Annotated in this window: 16 protein-coding genes and 1 pseudogene; 13 read left to right on the top strand and 4 right to left on the bottom strand. The window is 60.6% G+C overall.

The annotated features are described in order from the left end of the window. Positions 1-6 precede the first annotated feature (6 nt). The 4 genes and pseudogenes from VNM72_15510 to VNM72_15495 form a co-directional block, all read right to left on the bottom strand. The gene (locus VNM72_15510) at positions 7-504 is read right to left on the bottom strand and encodes a 4Fe-4S binding protein (GenBank protein ID HXF06800.1); all 498 of its coding nucleotides are present in this window, start codon (positions 502-504) and stop codon (positions 7-9) included. 304 nt (positions 505-808) lie between these two features. Further along, positions 809-1,837: pseudogene (gene nuoH, locus VNM72_15505) on the bottom strand (NADH-quinone oxidoreductase subunit NuoH). Between the two features lie 27 nt (positions 1,838-1,864). Then, positions 1,865-2,968: an NADH-quinone oxidoreductase subunit D gene (locus VNM72_15500; protein HXF06799.1), complete on the bottom strand. Its 1,104-nt coding sequence runs from the start codon at positions 2,966-2,968 to the stop codon at positions 1,865-1,867. A gap of 39 nt (positions 2,969-3,007) precedes the next feature. Next, entirely contained in the window at positions 3,008-3,622 is a 615-nt protein-coding gene (locus tag VNM72_15495) for an NADH-quinone oxidoreductase subunit C (protein HXF06798.1), read from the bottom strand. 138 nt (positions 3,623-3,760) lie between these two features. Between VNM72_15495 and VNM72_15490 the strand changes: the two genes are divergently transcribed. From VNM72_15490 to VNM72_15430, 13 genes are all read left to right on the top strand, one after another. Continuing rightward, positions 3,761-3,931 (top strand): hypothetical protein, encoded by a 171-nt coding sequence (locus tag VNM72_15490; protein HXF06797.1) that lies wholly within the window; start codon positions 3,761-3,763, stop codon positions 3,929-3,931. Positions 3,932-3,973: 42 nt separating this feature from the next. Continuing rightward, the gene (locus VNM72_15485) at positions 3,974-4,306 is read left to right on the top strand and encodes a hypothetical protein (protein ID HXF06796.1); all 333 of its coding nucleotides are present in this window, start codon (positions 3,974-3,976) and stop codon (positions 4,304-4,306) included. Positions 4,307-5,434: 1,128 nt separating this feature from the next. After that, complete coding sequence (locus VNM72_15480; protein HXF06795.1) at positions 5,435-10,129, top strand: right-handed parallel beta-helix repeat-containing protein; 4,695 nt, start codon at positions 5,435-5,437, stop codon at positions 10,127-10,129. 431 nt (positions 10,130-10,560) lie between these two features. Next, positions 10,561-11,922, top strand: a complete 1,362-nt coding sequence (locus tag VNM72_15475; protein ID HXF06794.1) for a sigma-54 dependent transcriptional regulator — start codon at positions 10,561-10,563, stop codon at positions 11,920-11,922. A 1-nt stretch (position 11,923) separates the two neighbouring features. Beyond that, the gene (locus tag VNM72_15470; protein ID HXF06793.1) at positions 11,924-13,495 is read left to right on the top strand and encodes an ATP-binding protein; all 1,572 of its coding nucleotides are present in this window, start codon (positions 11,924-11,926) and stop codon (positions 13,493-13,495) included. 49 nt (positions 13,496-13,544) lie between these two features. Continuing rightward, positions 13,545-14,915 carry a TolC family protein gene (locus VNM72_15465; GenBank protein ID HXF06792.1) on the top strand — a complete coding sequence of 457 codons (1,371 nt, stop codon included), beginning with the start codon at positions 13,545-13,547 and terminating at the stop codon, positions 14,913-14,915. Positions 14,916-14,918: 3 nt separating this feature from the next. Then, positions 14,919-16,097, top strand: coding sequence for an HlyD family efflux transporter periplasmic adaptor subunit (locus VNM72_15460; protein ID HXF06791.1), 1,179 nt, complete (start codon positions 14,919-14,921; stop codon positions 16,095-16,097). Positions 16,098-16,260: 163 nt separating this feature from the next. After that, positions 16,261-17,223, top strand: coding sequence for an ABC transporter ATP-binding protein (locus tag VNM72_15455; GenBank protein ID HXF06790.1), 963 nt, complete (start codon positions 16,261-16,263; stop codon positions 17,221-17,223). Next, positions 17,213-18,178, top strand: a complete 966-nt coding sequence (locus tag VNM72_15450; GenBank protein ID HXF06789.1) for an ABC transporter ATP-binding protein — start codon at positions 17,213-17,215, stop codon at positions 18,176-18,178. Before VNM72_15455 ends, VNM72_15450 begins: the two co-directional genes overlap by 11 nt. A 39-nt stretch (positions 18,179-18,217) precedes the next feature. Beyond that, positions 18,218-19,351 (top strand): ABC transporter permease, encoded by a 1,134-nt coding sequence (locus tag VNM72_15445; protein HXF06788.1) that lies wholly within the window; start codon positions 18,218-18,220, stop codon positions 19,349-19,351. Between the two features lie 85 nt (positions 19,352-19,436). Next, the gene (locus tag VNM72_15440; GenBank protein ID HXF06787.1) at positions 19,437-20,594 is read left to right on the top strand and encodes an ABC transporter permease; all 1,158 of its coding nucleotides are present in this window, start codon (positions 19,437-19,439) and stop codon (positions 20,592-20,594) included. Positions 20,595-20,773: 179 nt separating this feature from the next. Beyond that, entirely contained in the window at positions 20,774-21,565 is a 792-nt protein-coding gene (locus VNM72_15435; protein ID HXF06786.1) for a DeoR/GlpR family DNA-binding transcription regulator, read from the top strand. 786 nt (positions 21,566-22,351) lie between these two features. Beyond that, positions 22,352-23,211 (top strand): carboxypeptidase-like regulatory domain-containing protein (locus VNM72_15430; protein HXF06785.1); only part of this gene is annotated, 860 nt, incomplete at its 3' end.

The following is a 23,211-nucleotide window of genomic DNA, read 5'->3' as shown; positions in this document are numbered from 1 at the left end:
GCCTCTTCAGCGGGTATAGATCGGTTGCTCGATTCCCTTCTCCAGCATCTCCCACGACCAGACGAAATCCTTTCGCCGATAGATGGCCAGCTCGAACTCCTGCGTCAGCTCGATGGCGTAGGTCGGACAGACATCCTGGCAATGGCCGCAGAACATGCAGCGCGACGTATCGTAGGTGTAGTCGGCGAGCACCCGCTTCTTTTTCGTCTTCCCCTCGTGATCAACGTATTCCTTGACGGTTTCGATCACCGTGATGAGATTTTCCGGACAGGCGACGGCGCACAGGTTGCACGCAATGCAGAGCGTCTCGCCCGTCTCCGGATCGAGATTCAATCGGGGCGCTCCCCGAAACCGTTCGGCGATCTTCGGTCGCACCTTGGGATATTGTTCGGTGTAACAATGCTTCGGCGCCTGATACTTGAAGGTCACCAGCAACCCCTTGATGAGGTCGAGCAACAGGAACCGAGCAATCGTTTCCTTCCAGTTGCGTCGTCTCTCGGCCATGATCCTCTCCTTGGGCGTATCGCCCGTGCTCTTTCGGTCTCCGAATCGTCGAGGCTCTCCATCAGACCCGAGCGAAAACTTCCTTGTCCGCCTCTCCGGCTTCGCTCAACCGAATCTGGCGCTGGACGCGCAGGTTGAAATCCGCCGAGCGGCGATTGATGATGGCCAGTATGACCCAGGTGATGGGAATGGTCAGCAAAAGCGCCGCGGCGATCAGAAAGAGCTTGCCCCACAGTCCCACGCTCACGAGCCGTTCGCCCGTAGCCGTCGCCACCGTCTCGACCAGTCCCATATCCTGACCGATGACGAGGATGGCTCCGGTGAGCAAGATATTGGCCATCGCTGCCGGGATCAGCCAGCGCCACCCCAGGTCCATCAATTGATCGTAGCGATAGCGGGGAAATGTCCAGCGGAACCAGATGAAACAATAGACGATGGCCAGAACCTTCACGGCGAAGACCAGGATGCTGAGGACCGTGTAGAGCGCCGTGCCGGGTTGGGCGATCCTCGTCAGACCGGGAAAATGCCAGCCGCCGAGAAAGAGCGTCACCGCGACAGCCGCCGAGACGACGATATTGGTGTACTCGGCGACGAAGTAGAGCGCCCAGCGAAAACCGCTGTACTCGGTGTGGAACCCGGCGACGAGTTCCGACTCCCCTTCAGGCAGGTCGAAGGGCGCGCGATTGGTCTCGGCCAGTCCGCCGATGAGGAAGATGAGGAAGGCCATCGGCTGGTAGAAAATGTACCACAGCCCATCGCTCATCTGGGCCTCGATGATCCCGACCATCGAGAGCGTCTTGGCCAGCATGAGCGGACCGATGAGCGCCAATCCCATCGCCACTTCGTAGCTGACCATCTGCGCCGACGAGCGCAGCGCCCCCAGAAGCGGATATTTGCTGTTGGACGCCCAGCCTCCCAGGATGATTCCCAGCACGCCGACCGATGAGACCGAGAGGATAAACAGCAACCCGATATTCACATCGGTAATCGTCGCCCGTCCCGGACCGAAGGGAAGAACGGCCAGAACCACGAGCGCCGCCGCCACCGAGATGATGGGAGCGAGCGCGAAGATCGTTCGGTCGGCTCGCGCCGGGATGATGTCTTCCTTGGACAGGAGCTTGAGCGCATCGGCCAGTGGTTGCAGCAATCCCCACGGGCCCACGCGCATCGGCCCCAATCGGGCTTGAATGAAGGCGCTGATTTTGCGCTCGGCATAGACGAGATAGGCCGCCGCCGTCAGAATGAGAAAGAGCACGATGATGATGGCCGGCAGCCGCGCCAGTACGTACTCGGCGATAACCGGATTCTCAGCGAGCGCCCGAAGAATCTCCATTGCTTTCTCTCCTCGCGCCGGATCCCCTCATCGGTCCACTTCCCCCAGGACAATATCAATCGAGCCGATGAGCGCCACCACATCGGCCACCAGATGCCCGACGGCCATTTTCTTGAGCGCCTGCAAATTGATGAGCGAGGGCGGGCGAATCCGCAGTCGCTCCGGGAACGACGTCCCGTTGCTCACGAGATAAATCCCCAATTCCCCTTTGGGCGACTCAATCGAATGATAGACCTCGCCAAGTGGCGGGCGGATGATCTTGGGCACTTTTCCCAGGATCGGCCCCGGATGCAATGTCTTCAGTTTGTCCAGGCACTGGAGGATGATGCGTCGGCTCTGGCGCATCTCCTCCATGCGCACGAGGTAGCGATCATAGGTATCCCCGTTCTCTCCCACGGGGATGTCGAACTCCACCTGATCGTAGACTTCGTAAGGAAAGGCCTTGCGAATATCCCACTTCACGCCCGAGGCCCGGAGGACCGGCCCCGTGACGCCGAGGTCTTTGGCCTCCTCCGCCGTCAGGATGCCGATGCCGACGGTGCGCTGTAACCAGATGCGGTTCTCGTTCAAGATCGTCTCATACTCGCGGAGTCGTTCGGGAAAGATCCGACAGAACTCGCGCACCTGCTCCTCGAAGCCGTCGTAGATGTCGTATTGGAGGCCGCCGATGCGGAAGGCATTGGCCGTCAGCCGCGCACCGAAGTAATTCTCGAAGATTTTCAGAATCTCCTCGCGCTCGCGGAAAGCGTAGAGAAAGATCGTGACCGCCCCGATATCCATCGCATGCGTGCCCAGCCAAAGCAGGTGACTGGCAATGCGCTGAAGCTCGGTCAGGATGACGCGAATGTAGCGGGCTTTCTCCGGCACCTCGATCCCGGCGATCTTCTCCACCGTCTCGACGTAACAGAGATCGTTGGAGACGGCGGCCACATAGTCGAGACGATCAAAATAGGGTTCGATGTGAACGTAGGTGCGATTCTCGCAAATCTTCTCGACGCCCCGGTGGAGATAGCCGATGTCGCAGTCCAGATCAATGACGGTTTCCCCGTCGAGTTTGAGGATCACCCGCAGCACGCCGTGCGTCGAGGGGTGCTGCGGCCCCATGTTGAGGACCATCTCGCGCGCCGCCAGCAACTTCTCTCGCGTAATGGCGACTTCGGGTTTGTGCATCTACTCGAACCTCCCGCTATACTCCGTGCCCTCGCGGAACTCGATCATATTGAGATGCTCAGCCGTCCAGCGATTGTAGCGAAATGTCAGAGGATAGTCCTTGCGCAGCGGATGACCGTCCCAGTCTTCGGGCAAAAGCAACCGCCGGAGATCGGGATGCCCCTCGAACCTCACCCCCACGAGATCATAGGCCTCGCGCTCCATCCAGTTGGCCGCTCCCCACACCGAGACGACGCTCGGACAGGTTTGGCCTTCGGCCAGATCAACCTTCAACCGCAAGCGCACATTTCGGGAAAAGGAGTAGAGATGATAGATCACCTGGAAGGGCTTCTCCGCCTCGGGAATGTGACGGGCCGTCAGATCGGTGAGGAAGTCGAACTGCGTCTCCGGATCATCGCGCAAGAACTGACAGACGGCGACAATGTGATCCCGAGCGATGCGGAGCGTGGGCAACCCGAAGATCTCCTGCGCTTCAATAACCGCCCCGGGGAAGTGCTCGGCCAATCGGCGGACCAGGGGAGTCTCGGAAATGTCGGCCATCGGGAGCGTCGGGGGCGCTTTGGCCGCCGGCGGTGCAGGCTTGGTTGCTGGCTTTTCTTGTTTCTCTTCTGGCATCGGTTTCGGTGTGCGCCGCCAATCCCCCGATTCGGAAAGCACGACTTTTTAGCACACCGCCTCTTGATTTGTCAACGAAGGGGGCGAATCTCACCACCGGAAAGAGCGACTCACACCGGCGATTCCCCTTTTTGACGAATGACCGCCGTATTGGTTATCTTGCTCAAGCTGCGCTTGCACACCGATCGCCTGTGGCGGGAGAGGTCGTCGGTGACCGAAACGATGAGATCGAATCATAATCGGCTCGCCCGGGAAACGGGCCTTCGAGTCGAAGCTCTCGCAGGCGAGGACCGAGGTCGCCAGCTCTAACCGTGACCTCTTCCACTGGTGATGATCTTATGGAGGATGCCTATGGCCTACACGCTCGAACAGCTCAAGAAGATGACCGTTGGTGAACTTCGCCATCTGGCCGAAGGCTTGAAGGAGGAACATGCCGAAGCCCTTCGGGGATATACGCAAATGCACAAGGAGCAACTGCTGCTTGTGCTCTGCAAGATTCTCGGCATTGATACCCGCGAGCATCGAGCGGCGGCGCTGGCCAACAAAATGGCCATCAAGGCCCAGATCCGCGAGCTGAAAAGGAAACGCGATGCCGCCATTGCCGCTCACGATCGCCTGCAACTGAAACTCATTCGCCGCCAGATTCATGCGCTCAAGCGTAAACTCCGCAAGGCCGCCGTCTGAAACTCTCGATTGCTCGCGGACCGGTCTCACCAGCGGACGTTCATCACAAAAAGGTGGGACAATCGCCTTCACAGCGGCCGGATGTCGGGTGGATTACCCTGATACCGGTTCAAAAAATTCGCCAGCCATCCTGACGCAGAATACGCCAAGCAGGCTGCCTCTGCGCGCTGTGCCCGCACCACCTGATAACAGGCAGGTGGGTGGAGCCTCCCGCAATGAGATATGACGCCAGCGGGGAGCCTCCCTGCGTTTCACCTCAGGTCCCTTCCACCCGCGTCGTCGAGCATGCTCGTAAAAGTGCTGCCTCCGCGCCGCACAGAGCGAACCCCCCTTCCACCCTCCGACTAAAACGACTTGACCTTATAGCGAGATACCAGGTCTCTAAGGGCAGCCGACTGGGTGTGAACGATGTCGGGCAAGAATTTTCCATCCGGAATCGAGTCCCCTCGCATATCAGTCGGTCCATGCCTGCTTAAAACCAGCCTGAGTAACTTGCTCCAGGCCGTGGTCATTTAACTCCCCATACAAACCCTCACCAAGCAGAGGGTTATACATGAATTGACGTGTGTTGGGTTATTTGGCTCCTCCCGAACGCACTCCGAAGGAGACCAGTCTAAGAAAAGGAAGGTGGCTGTGCACGAGGTCTATCGGTGAAAGATCCTTGCTAAGCCGCTGAGGACATTTATCTTCGGCCGAAATTTTAACCGACTGGTGCCTGCTGCCGGTGTCGTTTCGGTCACACCCCTGCCCTATTCGGATTGTGGCACACTGATTGCTCTCAGTTTAACGTTTTTTCGTGAGAGAGAAAAGTGAGAGGAGGATCAGCATGTTGCCCGCCGGACGACCTGCCCGGAGGGCTAGAGATCCCTCACCTGTTGGACGGGCAGCCACCACCCTCACATGCACTCAGGAGGAGATTTTATGCGCCGAAGGAGAAGCCCCCTGTTCAGAATCCTCGCATCTGCCATAACTTTTTGCCTCGGTTTCGGCACTATTTCGATTCAGCCGCTTTCCTCGGAGGCTCCGATCAGCTCTGGAGCTTCTCTTGAGACTATAAACTCTGATCACGCCATTTTGCCCAATCCCGACATTGAACCCGCGCCCGCGGCGCTCGCGCAAGGACCGAGCGTGGACGTTGAGGGCGGGAGTATTCTGATTGGCCAGCGCGTGCAGGGCGTCATTGACTATAACTCTGATGCCGACATCTACCAGTTCCAAGGCATCGCCGGTGAATCGGTCAAAATCGAAGTCAACTCGACCTCCGGCGCGCTCGATCCGGCCGTGACGCTCTTTCTCGACGCCTCACGACTATTTCCGAAACCACCGACGTCGGCAGAAATGCTCGATGCCGAAAGTTCGGACATCATCTCGGCATCGTTCGCCGACCAGTTGCAACAAGCCGGCGTCTTCGTCAACATCACTTCGCCGCCTGATGGTTCGACGATTCCCATCCCGGCCAGTCCGACCAACATTCAGTTAACCGGCAAAGCCGGCGTGACGGGAACCGGCGTTCCCACCAATCTTGAAGTCTGTATTGTGCTCGATGTCTCCGGCAGCGTGGACGATCAGGAGCACAGCTTACAAGTTGCGGGTGTGCGCGCGATTCTCGCCGCACTCGATCCCGATGATGATGGATTGCTCTCGTCGTCGGTTGCGTTGGTTCAGTTTCATAGCACCGCCGCCATCGTCGTGCCGCTCACTCGCTCCCGCGCTCAAATAGAGGCCGGACTGCCACGGATCGGATCGGGCACCACCAATTACCGAGATGCGCTTGAGAAGACCTTGACGGCTTTAGCTCCCTCCAGCGCCACTGACAGTATTTCGGAGGTGGTGCTCTTTTTCTCAGATGGAGCCCCCGACAATGACAGTTACAAACAGCCTGGCGGACCGCTCGAACGCTTTCGCCCGGGCGGGATTCGCATTGATACGTTCGGGATTGGCAGTGGCGTGAGTCCGGCCTCACTGACGGAAATCGCTCAGGTGACCGGCGGCACGTTCACCGCCATTCCCACCTTCGCGGATGTTCCGAAGGTCACCGCCTCCTTGCCCGGCGTCGTCGGACTGCAGTCGGTCGTGATTGATACCACCGGCGATGGTCAAGGCGATGTCACCGCGAATGTCGGCATTGATGGCAGTTTCAGCGTCGCCGTGCCCTGCCGTGTTGGGCGCAACGTTTATACAGCCATCGCTACGGCCACCAATCCGAGCCTGCCAGCAGCAACAGATACCATCACTGTATTCGGTCAGCTTCGCTCACATGTGGGTTCCACCATCGGAGTCATCCACGACGATAACTCCGGCTCGGGCACCAACGCTCTCATCAACGTGATTCAGTTGCCAGTGACGGGTAGCTACATCATTCTCGTGACGTCCTCCAGGAGCGCTTCCAGCGGCGGTTATGAGTTGATCCTCAGTCCGGTTGACAAAGACAGTAACAGTGCAGCCATTGGCGTGGGCTCGGATGTCAGGATCCATAGCACCCGGACGGGCGCTCAGGCGCTGTCGCTCGGCTCGGCCAGCTTTCTTGGCTTCAGCCCGTCCGGAGAGACAGTTGCCATCGGTGTTGGCCCCGAGGTCAGAGTCCATAACACCCAAACGGGCGCTCAGGCGCTGTCGCTCAGTTCGGCGACGTTCCTGGCATACTCGTCCGACGGCGAGACGATAGCGACCAGGGTCGGGAACAGTGTTCAACTTCACAACGCTCTCACCGGCCAGCAGGTGGTGTCGCTGGGGTCGGCGACATTCCTGGGGTTTTCGCCGGACGGGCAAACCGCCGCTCTCAGTGTGGGGAACGAGGTCAGAATCCACAACATGCAAACGGGTATGCAAACGGTGTCGTTGGGATTGGCGACGTTCCTGGGGTTCTCGCCCGAAGGCGAGACGGTAGCCATCGGCGTAGGCACAGATGTTCGGATCCATAATGCCCGCACGGGCGCGCAGGTGGTGTCGCTGGGGTCGGCGACGTTTTTGGGTTTTTCGCCGGATGGAGAGACGGTCGCCATCGGTGTGGGCAGCGACGTTCGCATCCACAATGCGCGAACCGGTCAGCAGATATTGTCAAGCGGCCCGGCGACATTCCTCGGGTTCTCGCCGGACGGACAAACCGTCGCCCTCGGCGTGGGGACCGATGTGCGCATCCACAATGCACAAACCGGTCAGCAGCTTCTGTCACTCGGCTCGGCCACTTTTCTGGGATTCTCGCCGGATGGAGAGACGGTCGCCCTCAAGGTGGGCAGCGATGTTCACATCCATAACGCTCGGACGGGCCAGCCGGTACTGTCGCTCAGCTCGGCGACGTTCCTGGCGTTCTCGCCTGACGGAGAGACTGTTTCCATCGCTGTCGGCACCGATGTGCGCATCCACAATGTTCAGAGCGGCTCGCAGGTGGTGTCGCTCGGCTCGGCCACCTTCCTGGGCTTCAGCCCGGATTCAGGAGCAGTGGCCATCCGCGTCGGCAGCGACGTTCGCATTCACAATGCCCGCACGGGCGCGCAGGTGGTGTCGCTGGGGTCGGCGACGTTTTTGGGTTTTTCACCTGATGGACAGACTGTTGCCATCGGCGTGGGCACCGACGTTCGGATTCACAACACGCGGACGGGTCAGCAGACAGTCTCGTTGGGGTCGGCGACGTTCCTGGGGTTCTCGCCCGAAGGGGAGACGGTGGCTTTCGGTGTGGGCAGCGACGTTCGCATCCACAACGCGCGAACCGGTCAGCAAGTGGTATTGCTCGGCTCGGCGACGTTTTTAGGTTTTTCGTCGGATGGAGAGACGGTCGCCATCGCTGTCGGCGCTGATGTACGCCTCCACAACGCGCGAAACGGCCAACAGATACTGTCGCTCGCCTCGGCCACGTTTGTGGCGTTCAGCCTGGATGGAGATGCGGTGGCCATCGCTGTCGGCACCGATGTCCGCATTCACAATACCCGAACCGGTCAGCAGGTGCTGTCGCTTGGTTCGGCGGCCTTCTTGGCCTTCAGCTTCGACCACACGCGCGGAACGTCGAGCGATCAGGGCCCGAACGATAGTTGCCTCAATGCCCGAGAGATCACCACGCTGCCCTTCACCGAGACGCTTGATACGACGAAGGCGACCAGCTCCAGTGACGATCCGCTGCAATCGTGTACACTCGGCGGCCCGGCGCGCAATTCCAACAGCGTCTGGTATAGGTTCACTCCAACCACAACCGGCACCGTCACTGCTGATACTGCTGGGAGCAACTACGACACGGTCCTCTCGGCGTATACCGGCTCGTGCGGCTCTCTCACCGAACTCGCGTGCGATGATGACAGCGGGGGCGGATTGGCCTCGCAGATCAGACTGGATGTGACCGGGGGACGGACCTACCTCTTCATGGTGACCGCGTTCGGTCCGAAGCCGACAGGCGGCACATTGGTGTTCAACTTCCAATTTGCGCCGCGAGGGCCGAGGATCATTCGGGTCGCTCAACACGGCGGCGGCGATTTCACCAGCGTGCAAACGGCGATTGACGACGCCAAGCAAGGCGAGATCGTCGAGATCATTGACTCGGAGACGTATCGCGAGAACCTGCGGATCACCACCAACGGCATCACCGTCCGCGCGGCTCAAGGTCGAACCCCGGTGATTGACGGAAGCTCCAGAGAGGGGCATGCCATCGAAATTGATGGCGCGACCGGCGTCACCATCGAGGGGCTGATGATCCGAGGCGGAAACTTCTCCTCTGGAGGGGGTGCCGGCGTGCGGGCCCGCAACGGCGCGAGCGTAACCCTCATCAACAACGTGATCACGAGCAATCAACGCGGCGTCAGCGTCTCTGCCTCTCAAATGATCTTGCGAAATAACCGGGTCGAGAGTAATCGTGGGACCGGCATCATCTTCTTCACCAGATCGTCCGGTTCCATCGAGGGCAATACGATTCAGAACAACAACGACACTGATCCCGATTCAGCGTTTGATCGGGGGATCGAGGTTCAAGATCTAGCCCAACCGATGGAGATCAAGAACAACACGATCTCCAGCAACGCCAGCCACGGGGTCATCATTTTCAGCTCCAGCGTCACGCTGACAGGCAATACCATATCCGGCAACTCCATCGGTATCCTGGCGACGGTCTCCGGCAGCTCGGCGACCGGATCAGTCGTCATGGTCCGAAGCAACACGATTGAAAATCACCGGCAGGAAGGCATCTTCCTTCTCGCTCAAACATCGGGGGACATCATCGGCAACAAGATTCTCAACAACAATGACCGAAACTCAACGACCTTCTTTGATCGCGGAATTGAGCTGGTCAATACGGCGGGAGAGTTTTTGATTCAGAATAACGAGATCGTCGGCAATGGAAATCAGGGAGTGATCATCTTCTCGACGCGAGCCAGGCTGATCAACAACGTAATTACCGGCAACAGGGCGGGCGTTGTCCTCAACGCGTCGTCCGATACGCCGACTGTCGGCGCTCAAGTCAACCTCATCAACAACACCGTCGCTTCGAATAGCAGTCTCGGCGTCGGTACCGTGCTAGGCTCGAACTCACGGGCGATCATCGTCAACTCGATCGTCAGCGGCAACGCGGACGATCTCGACGGCATCGCCTCGACTGATGTAAGCTTCACGCTGATCGGAGACGGAACGTTCGCTGCTCAGAACAACAATCTCACCGGCGATCCGAGATTTGTGAATCCTTCAGCTGGCAATTTCCGACTCCAGTCGAATTCTCCGGCGATTGACCGGGGCAGCAACGCGGCTATCGTCGGGGTCCTGACCGATCTGGTCGGGACCCCACGCGTCGTGGACGGCAACGGTGATGGAACGGCGACCGTAGACCTCGGCGCGTATGAGTTTCAATAACGGCCTCAGCCCGCCCAACGCGCGGAGGACACGAAAGGGGAAGCAATGCGGCCTTTCGTGGGGTTCGCGTGCTTCGGAGGGCATGGGTTTATGTGTCGTGCATCCGTCGGCGAGAGTGCCCGCCGACGGCGATGCATATCACTTTTGCTGACTTGGATCAGGCGAATCGCCATGAGGCCGCCTAACCGGCGACCGATAGGTGTCTCGGAGTCTCTTACCTCAACAAACGCCCGGTGAAGGTCCGCGCGGGGGTCAAACGGAGCGAGGCCCTGTGCCCGTGTGCTAATGCTGCTCTGGTGCAATGTCCGTCGGCCAACGAGCCGGGACTCATCCGGCGCTCGCTTCACCTTTGCCGCCTCCTGCGCCATAATGTGTGCGACTCTTCGGTCGCCTGTGTCTTGCACGCCGACAGAGTTTGATAGTGGGTTCTCATGAACGAGCGACAACTGAAAATCGTAGTGGTTGACGATGATGTGGTGATGCGCGAGGTGCTGGAGATGCGCCTCCGGCAGTGGGGCTATGACGTCCGTCTCGCCGCCGATGGTCATCAGGCCAAGGACCTCATCGCCGCAGAAAATCCCGACATCGTGATCTCCGATGTCATCATGGGGGATATTTCCGGCGTCGAGCTCTTACAGTGGTTGAAAGCGGGGAATCCCGCGCGCCCGGTGATCCTCATGACGGCCTACGGTCACGTGGAGGTGGCCGTGGAAGCCATGAAGCAGGGAGCCCGAGATTTCCTCACCAAACCGCTCGATTACAGCAAGCTCAAGGCGGTGATCGAGGAAGCGGAGAAAGAGGTTCGGCAGCGGTGGGACGCCGAACGATTGGTCGCCGAACTGGAGAAGGGCGCGGGATTCGGTCCTTTCATCGGTGTGAGCCCGGCGATGCGTCAGGTCTACGCCCTGATCAAGACGCTGGCGGCCACCGATGCATCCGTCCTCATCACCGGCGAGAGCGGAACGGGGAAGGAACTCGTTGCCCGCACGATCCACCAACTGAGCCCGCGGGCTCAGGGGCCGTTCGTGGCCATTAATGCGGCAGCCATCCCCGAAGGGCTCATCGAGAGTGAAATGTTCGGGCACGAGCGGGGAGCGTTCACCGGGGCGATTGCCGTTCGTCCCGGGTGTTTTGAGCTGGCCGATGGCGGCACGCTCCTGCTCGACGAGATCGCCGAAATGCCCGTCGGCCTTCAGGCCAAATTGCTCCGGGTTCTCGAAGACGGACGCGTGCGTCGTCTGGGGGGCCGTCACGAGTACGTCGTCAATGTGCGCGTGCTGGCAGCGACCAATCAAGATCCCACGCAGGCCATTGCCGCGGGAAAATTGCGCGAGGATTTGTACTACCGGTTGAATGTCTTCACGCTGGTCTTGCCGCCGCTCCGCCAGCGCAAGGAGGACATTCCTCTGCTTGTCCATCATTTCCTCAGGGAATTCAACGCCAAGCATGGGGCGCAGGTCGAGGGCCTTCGCGCCGAGGCAATGATCCGGCTCACCGACTATTCCTGGCCGGGAAATGTGCGCGAGCTTCGTAATGTCATGGAACGCGCCGTCATCCTGGCCAAGCACGGCTGGATCGAGACGACGCATCTTCCTCCCTACATTCAGCGCCCCATGCCCGGTCCGGGAGAGAAGCTCGTTCTGCCTCTCGGCGTATCGCTGGCCGAAGCGGAAAAGGAACTGATCCTGCAAACGCTCAAGCGCCTGGGCAATAACAAAGCCGAGGCGGCTCGTCAGCTCGGCCTCGACGTCAAGACGATCCGCAACAAGCTGAAAGCGTACGGGATCGAGTGAGATGAGAATCGCGACCAAGATCGCCTTCGGCTACAGCATCCTCATCCTGCTCATGGTCGGGTTGCTCGTCTATCACATCTCGCTCATTCATGAGATGGAGGCGATCAATCGGCAGCTTTCGGAGATCAATTTCCGCGCGGCCATCACGGCGCTGGAACTTCTGAGCGATCTCCGTCAACTGGAAGAAGCCACGGGGAAATTCGTCGCCACGGGGCGTCCCGAATACGCAGCCGAAGTGAAAAAAGCCCGCGAGGCGTTTACCGCGAATCTGGCCCGGATGCGGGCTCTCGGTCACTCGGAGCGAGAAGCCCGCGAGGTCGCCCGCCTCGCCCAGATGTGGAGTGATTTCTCCGCTGTCGCCTCCCGCCAGGAATCCCTGCTCACCACGCTCCGTCCGGGCGAGGTGAGAGACCTGGAGCGGATTCGTGAGATTCTCTCCGGCTTGATTCAGAACTTGAGCCTTCTTCGCACTCAAACGCAGACAGTCATTCAAGCGACGCAGGAAACGATCCAGGCTCAGGTGAACACCTCCACGGAGACGGCCAAGCGAGCGCGCGAGATCTCCTCGCTGGCGACCGTCACCGGTGTATTGCTCGCCATCCTCATTTCCTTTTTCATCGTTCGTTCCATCGCCGATCCTCTCCGACAACTGACCGAGGGAACCCGCGCGCTGGCCGAGGGGCGCTTCTCGGTTCACCTGGACGCACGCGGCCGGGACGAATTCGCGCAACTGGCCCGCGACTTCAACACCATGGCCGAGCGGCTCGGCGAACTCGACCAGATGAAGAGAGATTTCGTCTCACATGTCTCGCACGAGTTGAAAGCGCCGCTGGCCTCGATGCAGGAGACCATCCGGTTATTGCTCGATGAGATTCCCGGACCGCTGACGGATCGGCAGCGCCGGTTGCTCGAACTGACCGGGCAGAGCGGTCGCCGTCTGGCGGCGATGATCAGCAATTTGCTCGATCTCTCTCGCATGGAAGCGGGAGTGATGGAATACGACCGGAAACAGCAAGACGTGATCGAGATCGTTCGCGCGGCGCTGGCCGAGTTCGAGGCGCGGGCGGGAGAGAAGAAGTTGCGGCTGGAGGTTGATCTGCCTCAACCACCGGTCCTGGCGACCTGTGATGGTGATCGCCTCCTCCAGGTTCTGACCAATCTGCTGGAAAATGCCTATAAGTTCTCGCCCCCGGGAGGCACGATTGGGGTTCGGGCGCAGGTCATCGTCGGGATTCCGCCTCATCTCCCGGCCTTCTGGCGACAGGCGCTGGATCGCGCCGATTCTGACCGAGAGTTGCTCCTGCTCGCGGTCTCCGATTCCGGCCCCGGCGTTCCCGATGCTCACAAGGAAAAAATCTTCGAGAAGTTTCACCAGGTTCGTCAGGGCAAGAAACTCTCCGGTCAGGGCGTGGGGCTCGGGCTGGCCATCTGTCGCACCATTGTCCAGGCGCATCAGGGAGCCATCTGGGTCGAAGATAATCCCGGCGGCGGCAGCATCTTCTATGTGCTTCTTCCCATGGACTCCGCCGGTCAGCCGGCGGTATCCGTCTCCGCTGCGGGTCCGCCGTCATGAGTGACACAGCAGTTTCGCGGAAGAACCGAGGAACTGGAGGAGACCGAGTATGAGCACCTGCGTTCTCGTCACTGTTGTGGTTTTTTCTCTCGCATCGGCGCTGCCACAATCGCCCTCATCTGGATGGCGCTTGTCGCCGACCGAAGAGGAGAAAGCTCCTCTGCCGCTCAGTCTCAAGCAGGCGATGGAAATAGCACTGGCGCCCGAAGGAAATGCCCGGATCCAACTGGCGGAGGCACTGCGTCGTCAGGCCGAGGCACGAGCTCATCAGGCACGGTCGGCTCTCCTGCCGACGGTGGAAGCGACGCTCGGACAGCAAAACCTGACGCGTAATCTGGAGGCGTTGGGCATTCGCTTTACGCTTCCCCTGCCGGGCTTTCGCCTGCCCTCACGGGTGGGGCCCTTCACGGTCGTGGATGCGCGGGCGACGCTCAGCCAGAGTTTCTTCGACGTGAGCAGCATCGAGCGATTTCAGGCCGCTCGCGCGGGTGTGACCGCCGCTCATGCCGAAAGCGAGAGCGTGCGCGATCAGGTGGCGGCGCAGGTGGCGCGACTCTATCTGGCGGCCGTCCGAGCCGACGCCGAAGTGAAAACGGCGGAGGCCAACGTCGCCCTGGCCGAAGCGTTGCTCAAACTCGCACGCGACCAAAAAGAAGCGGGAACGGGCACGGCCATCGAGGTCACGCGGGCGCAGGTTCAACTGGCCAACGAACGACAGCGCCTGCTGGCGGCACAGACGCAACGTCGTCAGGCGCATCTGGAACTGTTGCGGGCTATCGGGCTGGACCTCACGCTGACGCTCGATCTCACCGATCCTCTGGCCTATGTTCCCGTCGAAACCCTGACGGTGGAACAGGCGCTGGCCGTGGCGCTTCAGGCGCGAGCCGATCTCAAAGCGCAACAGCATCGCCAGGAGAGCGCCCGACGGGCCTATCGCGCCGTCGCCCTCGAACGTCTGCCGTCACTTGTCGGCTATGCGGACTACGGTTCCATTGGCACGAGCGCCGCACACCTGATCCCGACGCGCACCTATGGAGTCGCCCTCCGTCTGCCCGTTTTTGACGGCGGACGCCGCGACGCCCGTCGCGCCGAGAGCTTCGCCCAGTTCCAGCAGGAACAGATTCGCACCACCGATCTGCGCCAGCAAATCGAGCTGGAAATTCGCGTGGCGCTCGACAGCCTGCGCTCGGCCGACGAACAGGTGAAGGTGGCCCAGGAAGGAGTGGCCCTGGCCGAGCGCGAACTGGAGCAAGCGCGTCGTCGCTATCAGGCCGGCGTCACCACCAGCCTCGAACTGACCGATGCCCAAACGCGGCTGGAACGCGCCCGCCACAACTACCTTTCCGCCCTCTATGCCTACAATCTGGCCCGCATCGCACTGGCTCAGGCCATGGGAACCATTCGTCAGCTCACCAGGTGACCGATGACCCTCAAGAAAGTCATTCCGATTCTCGCGTTGCTTGTCGTCGTCCTCATCCTCGGCGCCGTGTGGGTGAATCGGCTGCGGACGGAGACCACCGAGGTGATTTCGGTTTCCGGAAGCATCGAACTCACCGAAGTCACCATCGCCTTCAAGATTCCCGGTCGGCTGGATGAGCTTCTCGTGCGCGAGGGCGAGTGGGTGAAGAAGGGACAGGTGGTCGCCCGGCTGGATCGTGAGCAACTGCAACGACAGTACGAACGCGCGCAGGCGGGGCTCCGGGCAGCCGAGTCGAACCTGAGGCAGCTTCTGACGGCGATCGCTCTTCAGCGGGAGACCCTCGAAGGACAGATCGAGCAGCGACGCGCCGAACTCGCGCAGGCGGAAGCCGTTCTGCGCGAGCTTCAAGCCGGATCGCGCGCACAGGAGATCGAGCAGGCACGGGCGGCCGTCCAGGCCGCTCGCACGGAGTACGAACGCGCCGCCAGGGATTGGGAACGGGCCAAGGTCCTCCGCGAAAACGATGACATTTCCGTCGCCCAGTTCGATCAGTTCAAGACCCGGTACGAAGCGGCACAGGCGCAACTCCGGCAGGCCGAGGAGCGCCTGGCTCTTCTTGTCGAAGGGCCGCGACCCGAGACGATTGAGGCTGCCCGCGCTCAGGTGGCGCGAGCGCGGGCGGGGTTGCGAGTGACCGAAGCTCAGCGCCTCGAGCTGCAACGACGGGAGGAAGAAGTCACCGCCCGCCGTGCCGACATTGAGCGAGCGCGAGCCGAGGTCGCCCTCATCCAGTCGCAACTTGCCGACACCGTCGCCGTCTCTCCCATTGACGGCATCGTCCTGGTCACGTCCGCCAATGCCGGCGAAGTGGTGGCCGCCGGAACCCCCGTCCTCACAATCGGGGATATTGCCCGCCCCTGGCTCCGGGGCTATATCAGCGAGACCGATCTGGGCCGCGTCAAACTCGGCCAGGAGGCCCGCGTGACGACCGATTCCTTCCCCGGCAAAGTCTATCGCGGTCGCGTCGCGTTCATCTCCTCGGAGGCCGAGTTCACGCCAAAGCAAATCCAAACGCCGGAGGAGCGGGTGAAACTCGTCTACCGGATCAAAATCGAGGTCGAGAATCCGAATCAGGAACTGAAGCTCAACATGCCGGCGACGGCTGTGATCCTTCTCCGGTGAGACGCGCCGATGGCAGAGCGGCCCTCACGGTGGCGCAAGCTTTCCAGCTTGTGCCCAGTTCGCAGATCTGGAAAGTCAGTGCTCGTGGCGCGGGCTGTCCAGCCTGAGCGTCTTCGCTTTTACGGAAGATGACGCGAAGACCGGGGAAGCCATCGAGGAGAGGATGAAGCAGTCCGTTGATTCGCCCATGATCCGCACGGAGAATCTGACGCGGAGATTCGGCACGCTCACGGCCGTTGACCGTCTCACCTTCGACGTGGCGCGAGGAGAGATTTTCGGTCTCGTCGGCCCCGACGGCGCGGGCAAGACGACGACTTTGCGATTGCTCAGCGGGTTGCTTGAACCCACCGAGGGCGACGCCTGGGTGGCCGGCCTTTCGGTGATGCGCCAAGCGGCGGCTGTGAAAGATCAAATCGGCTATATGGCCGAGCGGTTCGGCCTTTATCCCGACCTCTCGGTGGAAGAAAACATGCTCTTTTATGCCGATCTCTTCGGTGTGACCGGGAGGCATCGAGAGAAAACGTTCTCCGAACTCCTGGCGATGACGCGCATGGAACCGTTCCGGCGGCGGCGGGCAGGCCAGCTCTCCGGCGGGATGAAACAGAAGCTGGCCCTGATGTGCACGCTGTTGCATCGTCCGTCGGTCCTGCTGCTCGACCAGCCGACCAGTGGGGTTGATCCGGTCTCGCGCCGCGATTTCTGGGCCATTCTCCACCGCCTCGTCAAAGAGGGCGTGACCGTCCTGCTCACCACCGCCTATCTCGATGAGGCCGAGCGGTGCAGCCGCGTGGGCCTGATGCATCGCGGGCGGCTGCTTCAGTGCGACGCTCCCAACCGGTTGAAAGAGCGGCTGAGGCTCGCCTGCTATGAGGTTTCTTGCGCCGATCCGCGCCAGGCCCGAGATCTGCTGCGCGAGTGCCCCGACGTCCGAAGCGCCCACCTCGCCGGATCGGTGCTCCACCTCCTGCTCCGGCTCGAGGGCGATCCCCGGCGGCTGGAAGAGCAACTCGTCACAGCCGGACTCGGACCGGTTTCCCTCCGGCGGATCATTCCTTCCCTGGAAGAGGTCTTCCTCGCCTCGCTCGGTGAAGCATCTCATCCGGGAGAGACCGCCAATGGTATCTGAGATCACTCCATGGGCCGTCGAGGTGGATCGGCTCATCAAACGATTTGGCGAGTTCGTCGCCGTAGACGACATCTCATTCACCGTGAGTCGGGGAGAAATCTTCGGCTTTCTCGGCCCCAACGGCGCGGGAAAGTCCACGACGATTCGCATCCTCTGCGGTTTGCTCGCGCCGACATCGGGCCGCGTTCGGGTGGGAGGATTCGATGTGGCGACCGAGCCGGGGCGCGTTCGGCAGATCATCGGCTACATGTCGCAACGATTCTCGCTCTATGACGACCTGACGGTGGAAGAGAACATTGACTTTTTCAGCGGTATCTACGGAGTGCCGGCCCACCGCCGACAGAAGCGAAAAGAGGAGATCCTGCGCCTGGCGGGGCTCGCCGAGCAACGATCAGTGATGACGCGACATCTGCCCGGCGGCTGGAAGCAACGACTGGCGCTCGGCTGTGCGCTGGTTCATGAGCCGCCCATCCTTTTCCTCGACGAACCGACGTCGGGGGTTGATCCGACGGCCCGCCGGGAGTTCTGGGATCTCATCAACCGGTTGTCGGAGGCCGGCCACACGGTCTTTGTGACCACGCATTACATGGATGAGGCCGAATACTGCCATCGCCTCGCCCTCATGCATCGGGGGAAGATCGTCGCTCTCGACACACCCGCTGCACTCAAGAAGACTCTCGGCGATCATCACGTGCTCTTTCTCGAATGCTCCGACCTGCTCGAAGGATTGAAGGCCCTCGACGGCCAGCCGGGAATCCGCGACGTGGCCGTTTTCGGCAGCGGGCTCCATGTCACCGTCAGCGATCCCACCGAAGCCATCCCGCGCATCCGGTGCATTCTCGGCGAGCGGGGCGTCGCGATCCACCGGCTGGAAGAAAGCGAACCGTCAATGGAGGATGTCTTCGTCGCCCTCATCGAAAAAGACGAGCAAAAAGATGAACTCCGGATGGACTGATTCATCGGCCCGACCGGCGATCACTGCGCGGACAACGGTATGAATCTGCGACGCACACGGGCGGTGGCCCGAAAAGAATTTCTCCACGTCCTGCGGGACCCGCGCAGTTTGATCATGGCGCTGGCCATCCCGATGGTCATGCTCCTTCTGTTCGGCTATGCGCTCTCGCTCGATGTGGATCGCATCCCCACGCTCATCCTCGATGGCGATCGAAGTCCGGAGAGCCGAGCGCTCGTCGAGCGATTCCACGGCTCGCGCTATTTTCAGATTCTCGGATTCGTCGAGGAGTATGCGGCGATTGAGCGGGAGATGGATCGCAACCGTATTTTGCTCGGACTCGTGATCCCGCGCGGGTATTCCCGGTCATTGCTCTCAGGAGAGCAAGCGACGATTCAAGCTCTCCTCGATGGGAGCGACTCCAACACCGCTTCGATTGCTCTGGGATATGTCGAGGCACTGGTGGGCGCATACGCTCTCGATCTTCGCTCAGAAGCCCTTCAGCGACAGGGGGGAGGCACGCTCGAGCCGCCCGTGCAGCCACAGCTCCGGGTCTGGTACAACACCGAACTCAAGTCCAAGAACTATATCGTGCCTGGACTCATCGCCGTCATCATGATGATCATCGCTGCTTTGCTCACATCGCTCACGATTGCCCGCGAGTGGGAGATGGGGACAATGGAACAATTGCTTTCGACGCCGGTGCGGCCTGCTGAACTTGTCCTGGGGAAGATGACGGCCTACTTCACCATCGGTATGGTGGATATGGCCATCGCCCTGAGCGTGGGCGTCTTTCTCTTCTCCGTCCCCTTGCGAGGGAGCGTTCTCTTTCTCTTTGTGACCTGCGGAGTCTTCCTCTTCGGGGCCCTCTGCTGGGGGATTTTGTTGTCGGCGCTCGCCCGGTCGCAACTGCTGGCCTATCAGATGGGGATGATCACGTCGTTTCTTCCGGCATTCTTGCTCTCGGGCTTCGTCTACGCGATTGAGAATATGCCGACCATCGTTCAACTTGTCACCTATCTTGTGCCCGCCCGGTATTTCATCACGGCGCTCCGGGGGATTTTTCTCAAAGGCATCGGACCGGAACTCATCGCGGCGGAACTGGCCTTTTTGCTGGCCTATGCCGCCGCCACCTTTTTCATCGCCACGCGAAAGGTGGGCCAGAGGATCGCGTGACGGGAAGGGGCGCGAGCTTCCCCGCTTGCGCCAGACGCGCTACGGGAATTCACGGACCAGAAAGTCTGCGCTGCCGGTGATGACGATGTGGGGACGGATTCGAGAGATCATGCGCAAGGAATTTCGTCAGGTGTTGCGGGAGCCGCGCATGCGCGTGCTGCTTTTTCTGCCGCCGCTCATCCAGTTGACGCTCTTTGGCTATGCCGTCAATCTCGACGTGGAGCGAGGACGGATCGCCTGGATGGACCTGGATCGCACGCCGACCAGTCGCGAGTTGCGGGCCGTGCTGGAGGGCTCGCGCCATTTTCAGATCGTGGCCACGCCCCAATCCGACGCCGACGTGCACCAGCTCCTGGATCGAGGGAGGGTCCAGGCCGTCATCCGCGTGCTTCCCGGTTTCGCTCGGGATATTCAGCGGGGGAAGGTCGCCACCATCCAGATTCTCGTGGACGGAACCAATTCCAACACCGCTGCTATTCTCTCCGGCTACCTGCAAGAAGCACTCTCGGATTACGCTGCCCGCCTCCTGGTCGAGCAGCAACGCCGACGCCTGGTGGCCGCGACGCTGGCGGCCGGAACTCCGCTTTATCGCACGGTGCCTGCGATCGGCCTGCGCAGCCGCGTGTGGTTCAATCCTGAACTGAAGAGTCGAAACTATTTCGTTCCCGGCGTCGTGGTCAACATCATCGCCATCATCACGCTCGTCCTCACGGCCATGGCCATTGTGCGAGAGAAAGAAATCGGCACTATGGAGCAACTACTCGTCACCCCCATCCGTCCGGTGGAACTCATCCTCGGCAAGACGCTTCCCTTCGCCGTCGTTGGACTCATCGAGGTGATCCTGGTGACGACGGCGGCGCTCGCCATCTTTCACATTCCCTTTCGCGGATCGGGCCTGCTTTTGCTCGGCTGTTCGATCCTCTTCCTCTTCACCACGCTGGGAATGGGGCTGTTCATCTCGACGGTCTCTCGAACGCAGCAGCAGGCCATGATGTCCTCGTTTTTCTTCTTCGCCCCCGCCTTCATGCTGAGCGGCTTTGCCTTCCCCATCCGCAACATGCCGGAGATCGTACAATACCTGACTTACCTCAATCCCGTGCGATACTTCATCGAGATCGTGCGCGGGATTTTCCTCAAAGGAACGGGGATCACCATCCTCTGGCCGCAGATGGTGGCGCTCGGTGCGTTCGGCGTTCTGATCCTGACGGCGAGCGTGCTCCGCTTTCACCGACGCCTCGATTAGGGACAAGTGGTGCAGGCTTTCCCGCTTAAACCATAGACTGGAAAGTCTGCGCGACTCCTGCTTGAAGGCTCGCCATCCTCGATGTAGAATCATCGCTTGATGCAGCGAAAGACCGAATCACCTTCGGTAACTCAACGGCGAGCGAGCAAACTCAATCGGATAAATCTGGAGGGATTGGAATGCCTGCCGCTGAATCATCGGCCGACCGACGCAGTGAACAAATTCTCCAGGAGCTTCTCCGGACGGGAGAAGTTTCCGTTGAAGCGCTGGCGAAACTGCTGAATGTCTCGGCCTCAACGGTGCGGCGGGACCTGACGCATCTTGAGCGACGGGGCCTGTTGCGGCGCACTCACGGGGGCGCGGTTCCCGTCGAGCCGCTGCTCTATGAACCCTTCCGTCACGTCTCCTCTTTTCAGGAGCAGGAACAACAGCGCGTAGTCGAAAAGCGACGGATTGGCCTGGCTGCCGCTGAACTCGTGGCCGACGGGGAGACCATCGCCATCGGCGCCGGTACGACCACGACGCAGGTCGCCCGCAGTCTCCGCCACCGCCAGGGCATCATGATCATCACCAATACGGTCAACATCGCCATGGAACTCAGCCACAGCCCGGGACTCAAAGTTTTTGTCACCGGCGGATTCCTCAGCGGCGACTGGTTTGCCGTCGTTGGCCCCCAGGCCATTCAAAGCGTCAGCGAGTTCTTCGCGGATAAGGCCTTCATCGGCGTGGACGGCATCCATGCCGAGCACGGCCTGACGACAAATTATCCCGATCAGGCAGCCATCCATCGTGCCATGCTCCGCCAGGCCCGCAAGCGCATCGTTGTCGCCGATCACCGAAAACTGGGCGTCATAGGAACGGCCTTCATCTGGCCGACCGATCAGATTGACATTCTGATTACCGACAAAGGAGCTTCGGACGAAGCCATTGCTCCGTTCATCGCCAAGGGAATTGACGTGCGCCGCGTCTGAGGGATTCACCCCGGATTGTGAGAATCCGCCGGAGCATAGGACGTGGCGCCGGCTTCCCGACCCGTGCAAAAAGTGAAGCCACAATAAATCCCCCCATCCCGTTAGAGATGGACGGTAATAGCCTACCGGTTCCCTGCTGGGAGACGAAGCCACCCCACCCCTACGTCAGGAAACAATGGCGGCGGCAGGCGGCCCGCGCGAAAGTAGTCGGACGTGAAACGTCTGGAAACGACAGGCGAAAACGAACGGCGCGTTGGAGACGCGCCAGATCGCCGGAGGCGTGCGCTCCCAGTCCCCGAACAGTTGCGACGAGGGGCCAGGAGGATGAAGCATCGCTCTTGCGCTTCGTCAAGGTGCGTCGTCATGATTCGCGGTCACCAAACATCGCACGTCTGGCTACTCTCCTCCGACGCCACGGCAAAAACGAGACACCATCGGAGAAAAGAATTCGGAGCCTCCGAAGCAGGTGGCAGATCACCTCACGGTCGCCTGCTTCACCGGCGAGGCGATCTGTTGCCCGGTAAACCCAGGGTTCGGCTGACCATTGCCCGACTCGAAGCCGACGGCGCGCGTGCGTGAATCGTTCGACCGATGAAGATGCCTATGCGGAGGTATCTCTTTCGCTGGAGGTGTCAGGAAGGGACCCTCCGGGAGTCGGACCGGGCAAGGGGCATAACGCGCAGAGGGGACGGACCATCCCGGACTATTGGACCAAAGTCCAATTGCGAGCATTCCGGGGTTATGGCATAGATAGCGCCATCGGAATCTCATGCAAGGAGGTATGGTATGACTCGATGGAGGGTCATCGCAGTGGGGGTTACGTGGATGTTCATCGCGCTACCGGCTGTGGCGATGCAGAAGATCACCGGAACGATCCGTGGGACGGTGACCGATCCTGCCGGAGGCGTCATCGTCGGTGCGGAGGTGACGGTCATTAACGAAGAGACGCGGTTGTCGCGCACGACCACAACCGGCGCCGATGGCGGCTACGTCGTCCCCGAATTGCCGCTTGGAATCTACCGCGTCGAAGCCAGCTTTCAGGGCTTCAAGAAGGCGGTTCACACCGGCGTGCAGTTGCATGTGGCCGGGACCGCCGTGGTCAACATCACGCTCACTCCGGGAGCGGTCGTCGAAGAGGTGACCGTTGAAGCCAGCCCGCTCATTGTCGAAACGAGCAAAGGAGAAGTGAGCGGTCTCATCCAGGGCGTTCAGGTGCGCGAGTTGCCGCTCAACGGTCGCAGCTTTGTGCAGTTGACCACGCTCATGCCGGGAGTGGCTCCGGCCGATAACTTCGACACCAAAAACAAGGGGCTCTTCGCCGCTATTGACATGTCCGTCAGCGGCGGTGCGACCAACGGCAACCTGTGGACCGTGGACTCGGTCAACAACAACGATGTCGGATCGAACCGCACGGTGCTCGTCTTCCCCTCGATTGACGCGATCGAAGAGTTCCGCATTCACCGTAACAGCTATGGAGCGGAATTCGGTCAGGCCGGAGGAGCGCAGATCAACATCGTCACCCGCAGTGGCGGCAACGAATTTCACGGCAGCGTCTACTATTTCGGGCGCAATGACCGGCTCAATGCAACCGACTATTTCCTGAATCTCGGCGGGCAGAAGAAAGCCCCGCTGCGGCGCAACGATGC

The organism is Blastocatellia bacterium, assembly GCA_035573895.1.
Taxonomy (GTDB): Bacteria; Acidobacteriota; Blastocatellia; order HR10; family HR10; genus DATLZR01.
The sequence above is the reverse complement of the archived record's forward strand: the minus strand, read 5'-3'. Positions and strand labels throughout refer to the sequence as shown.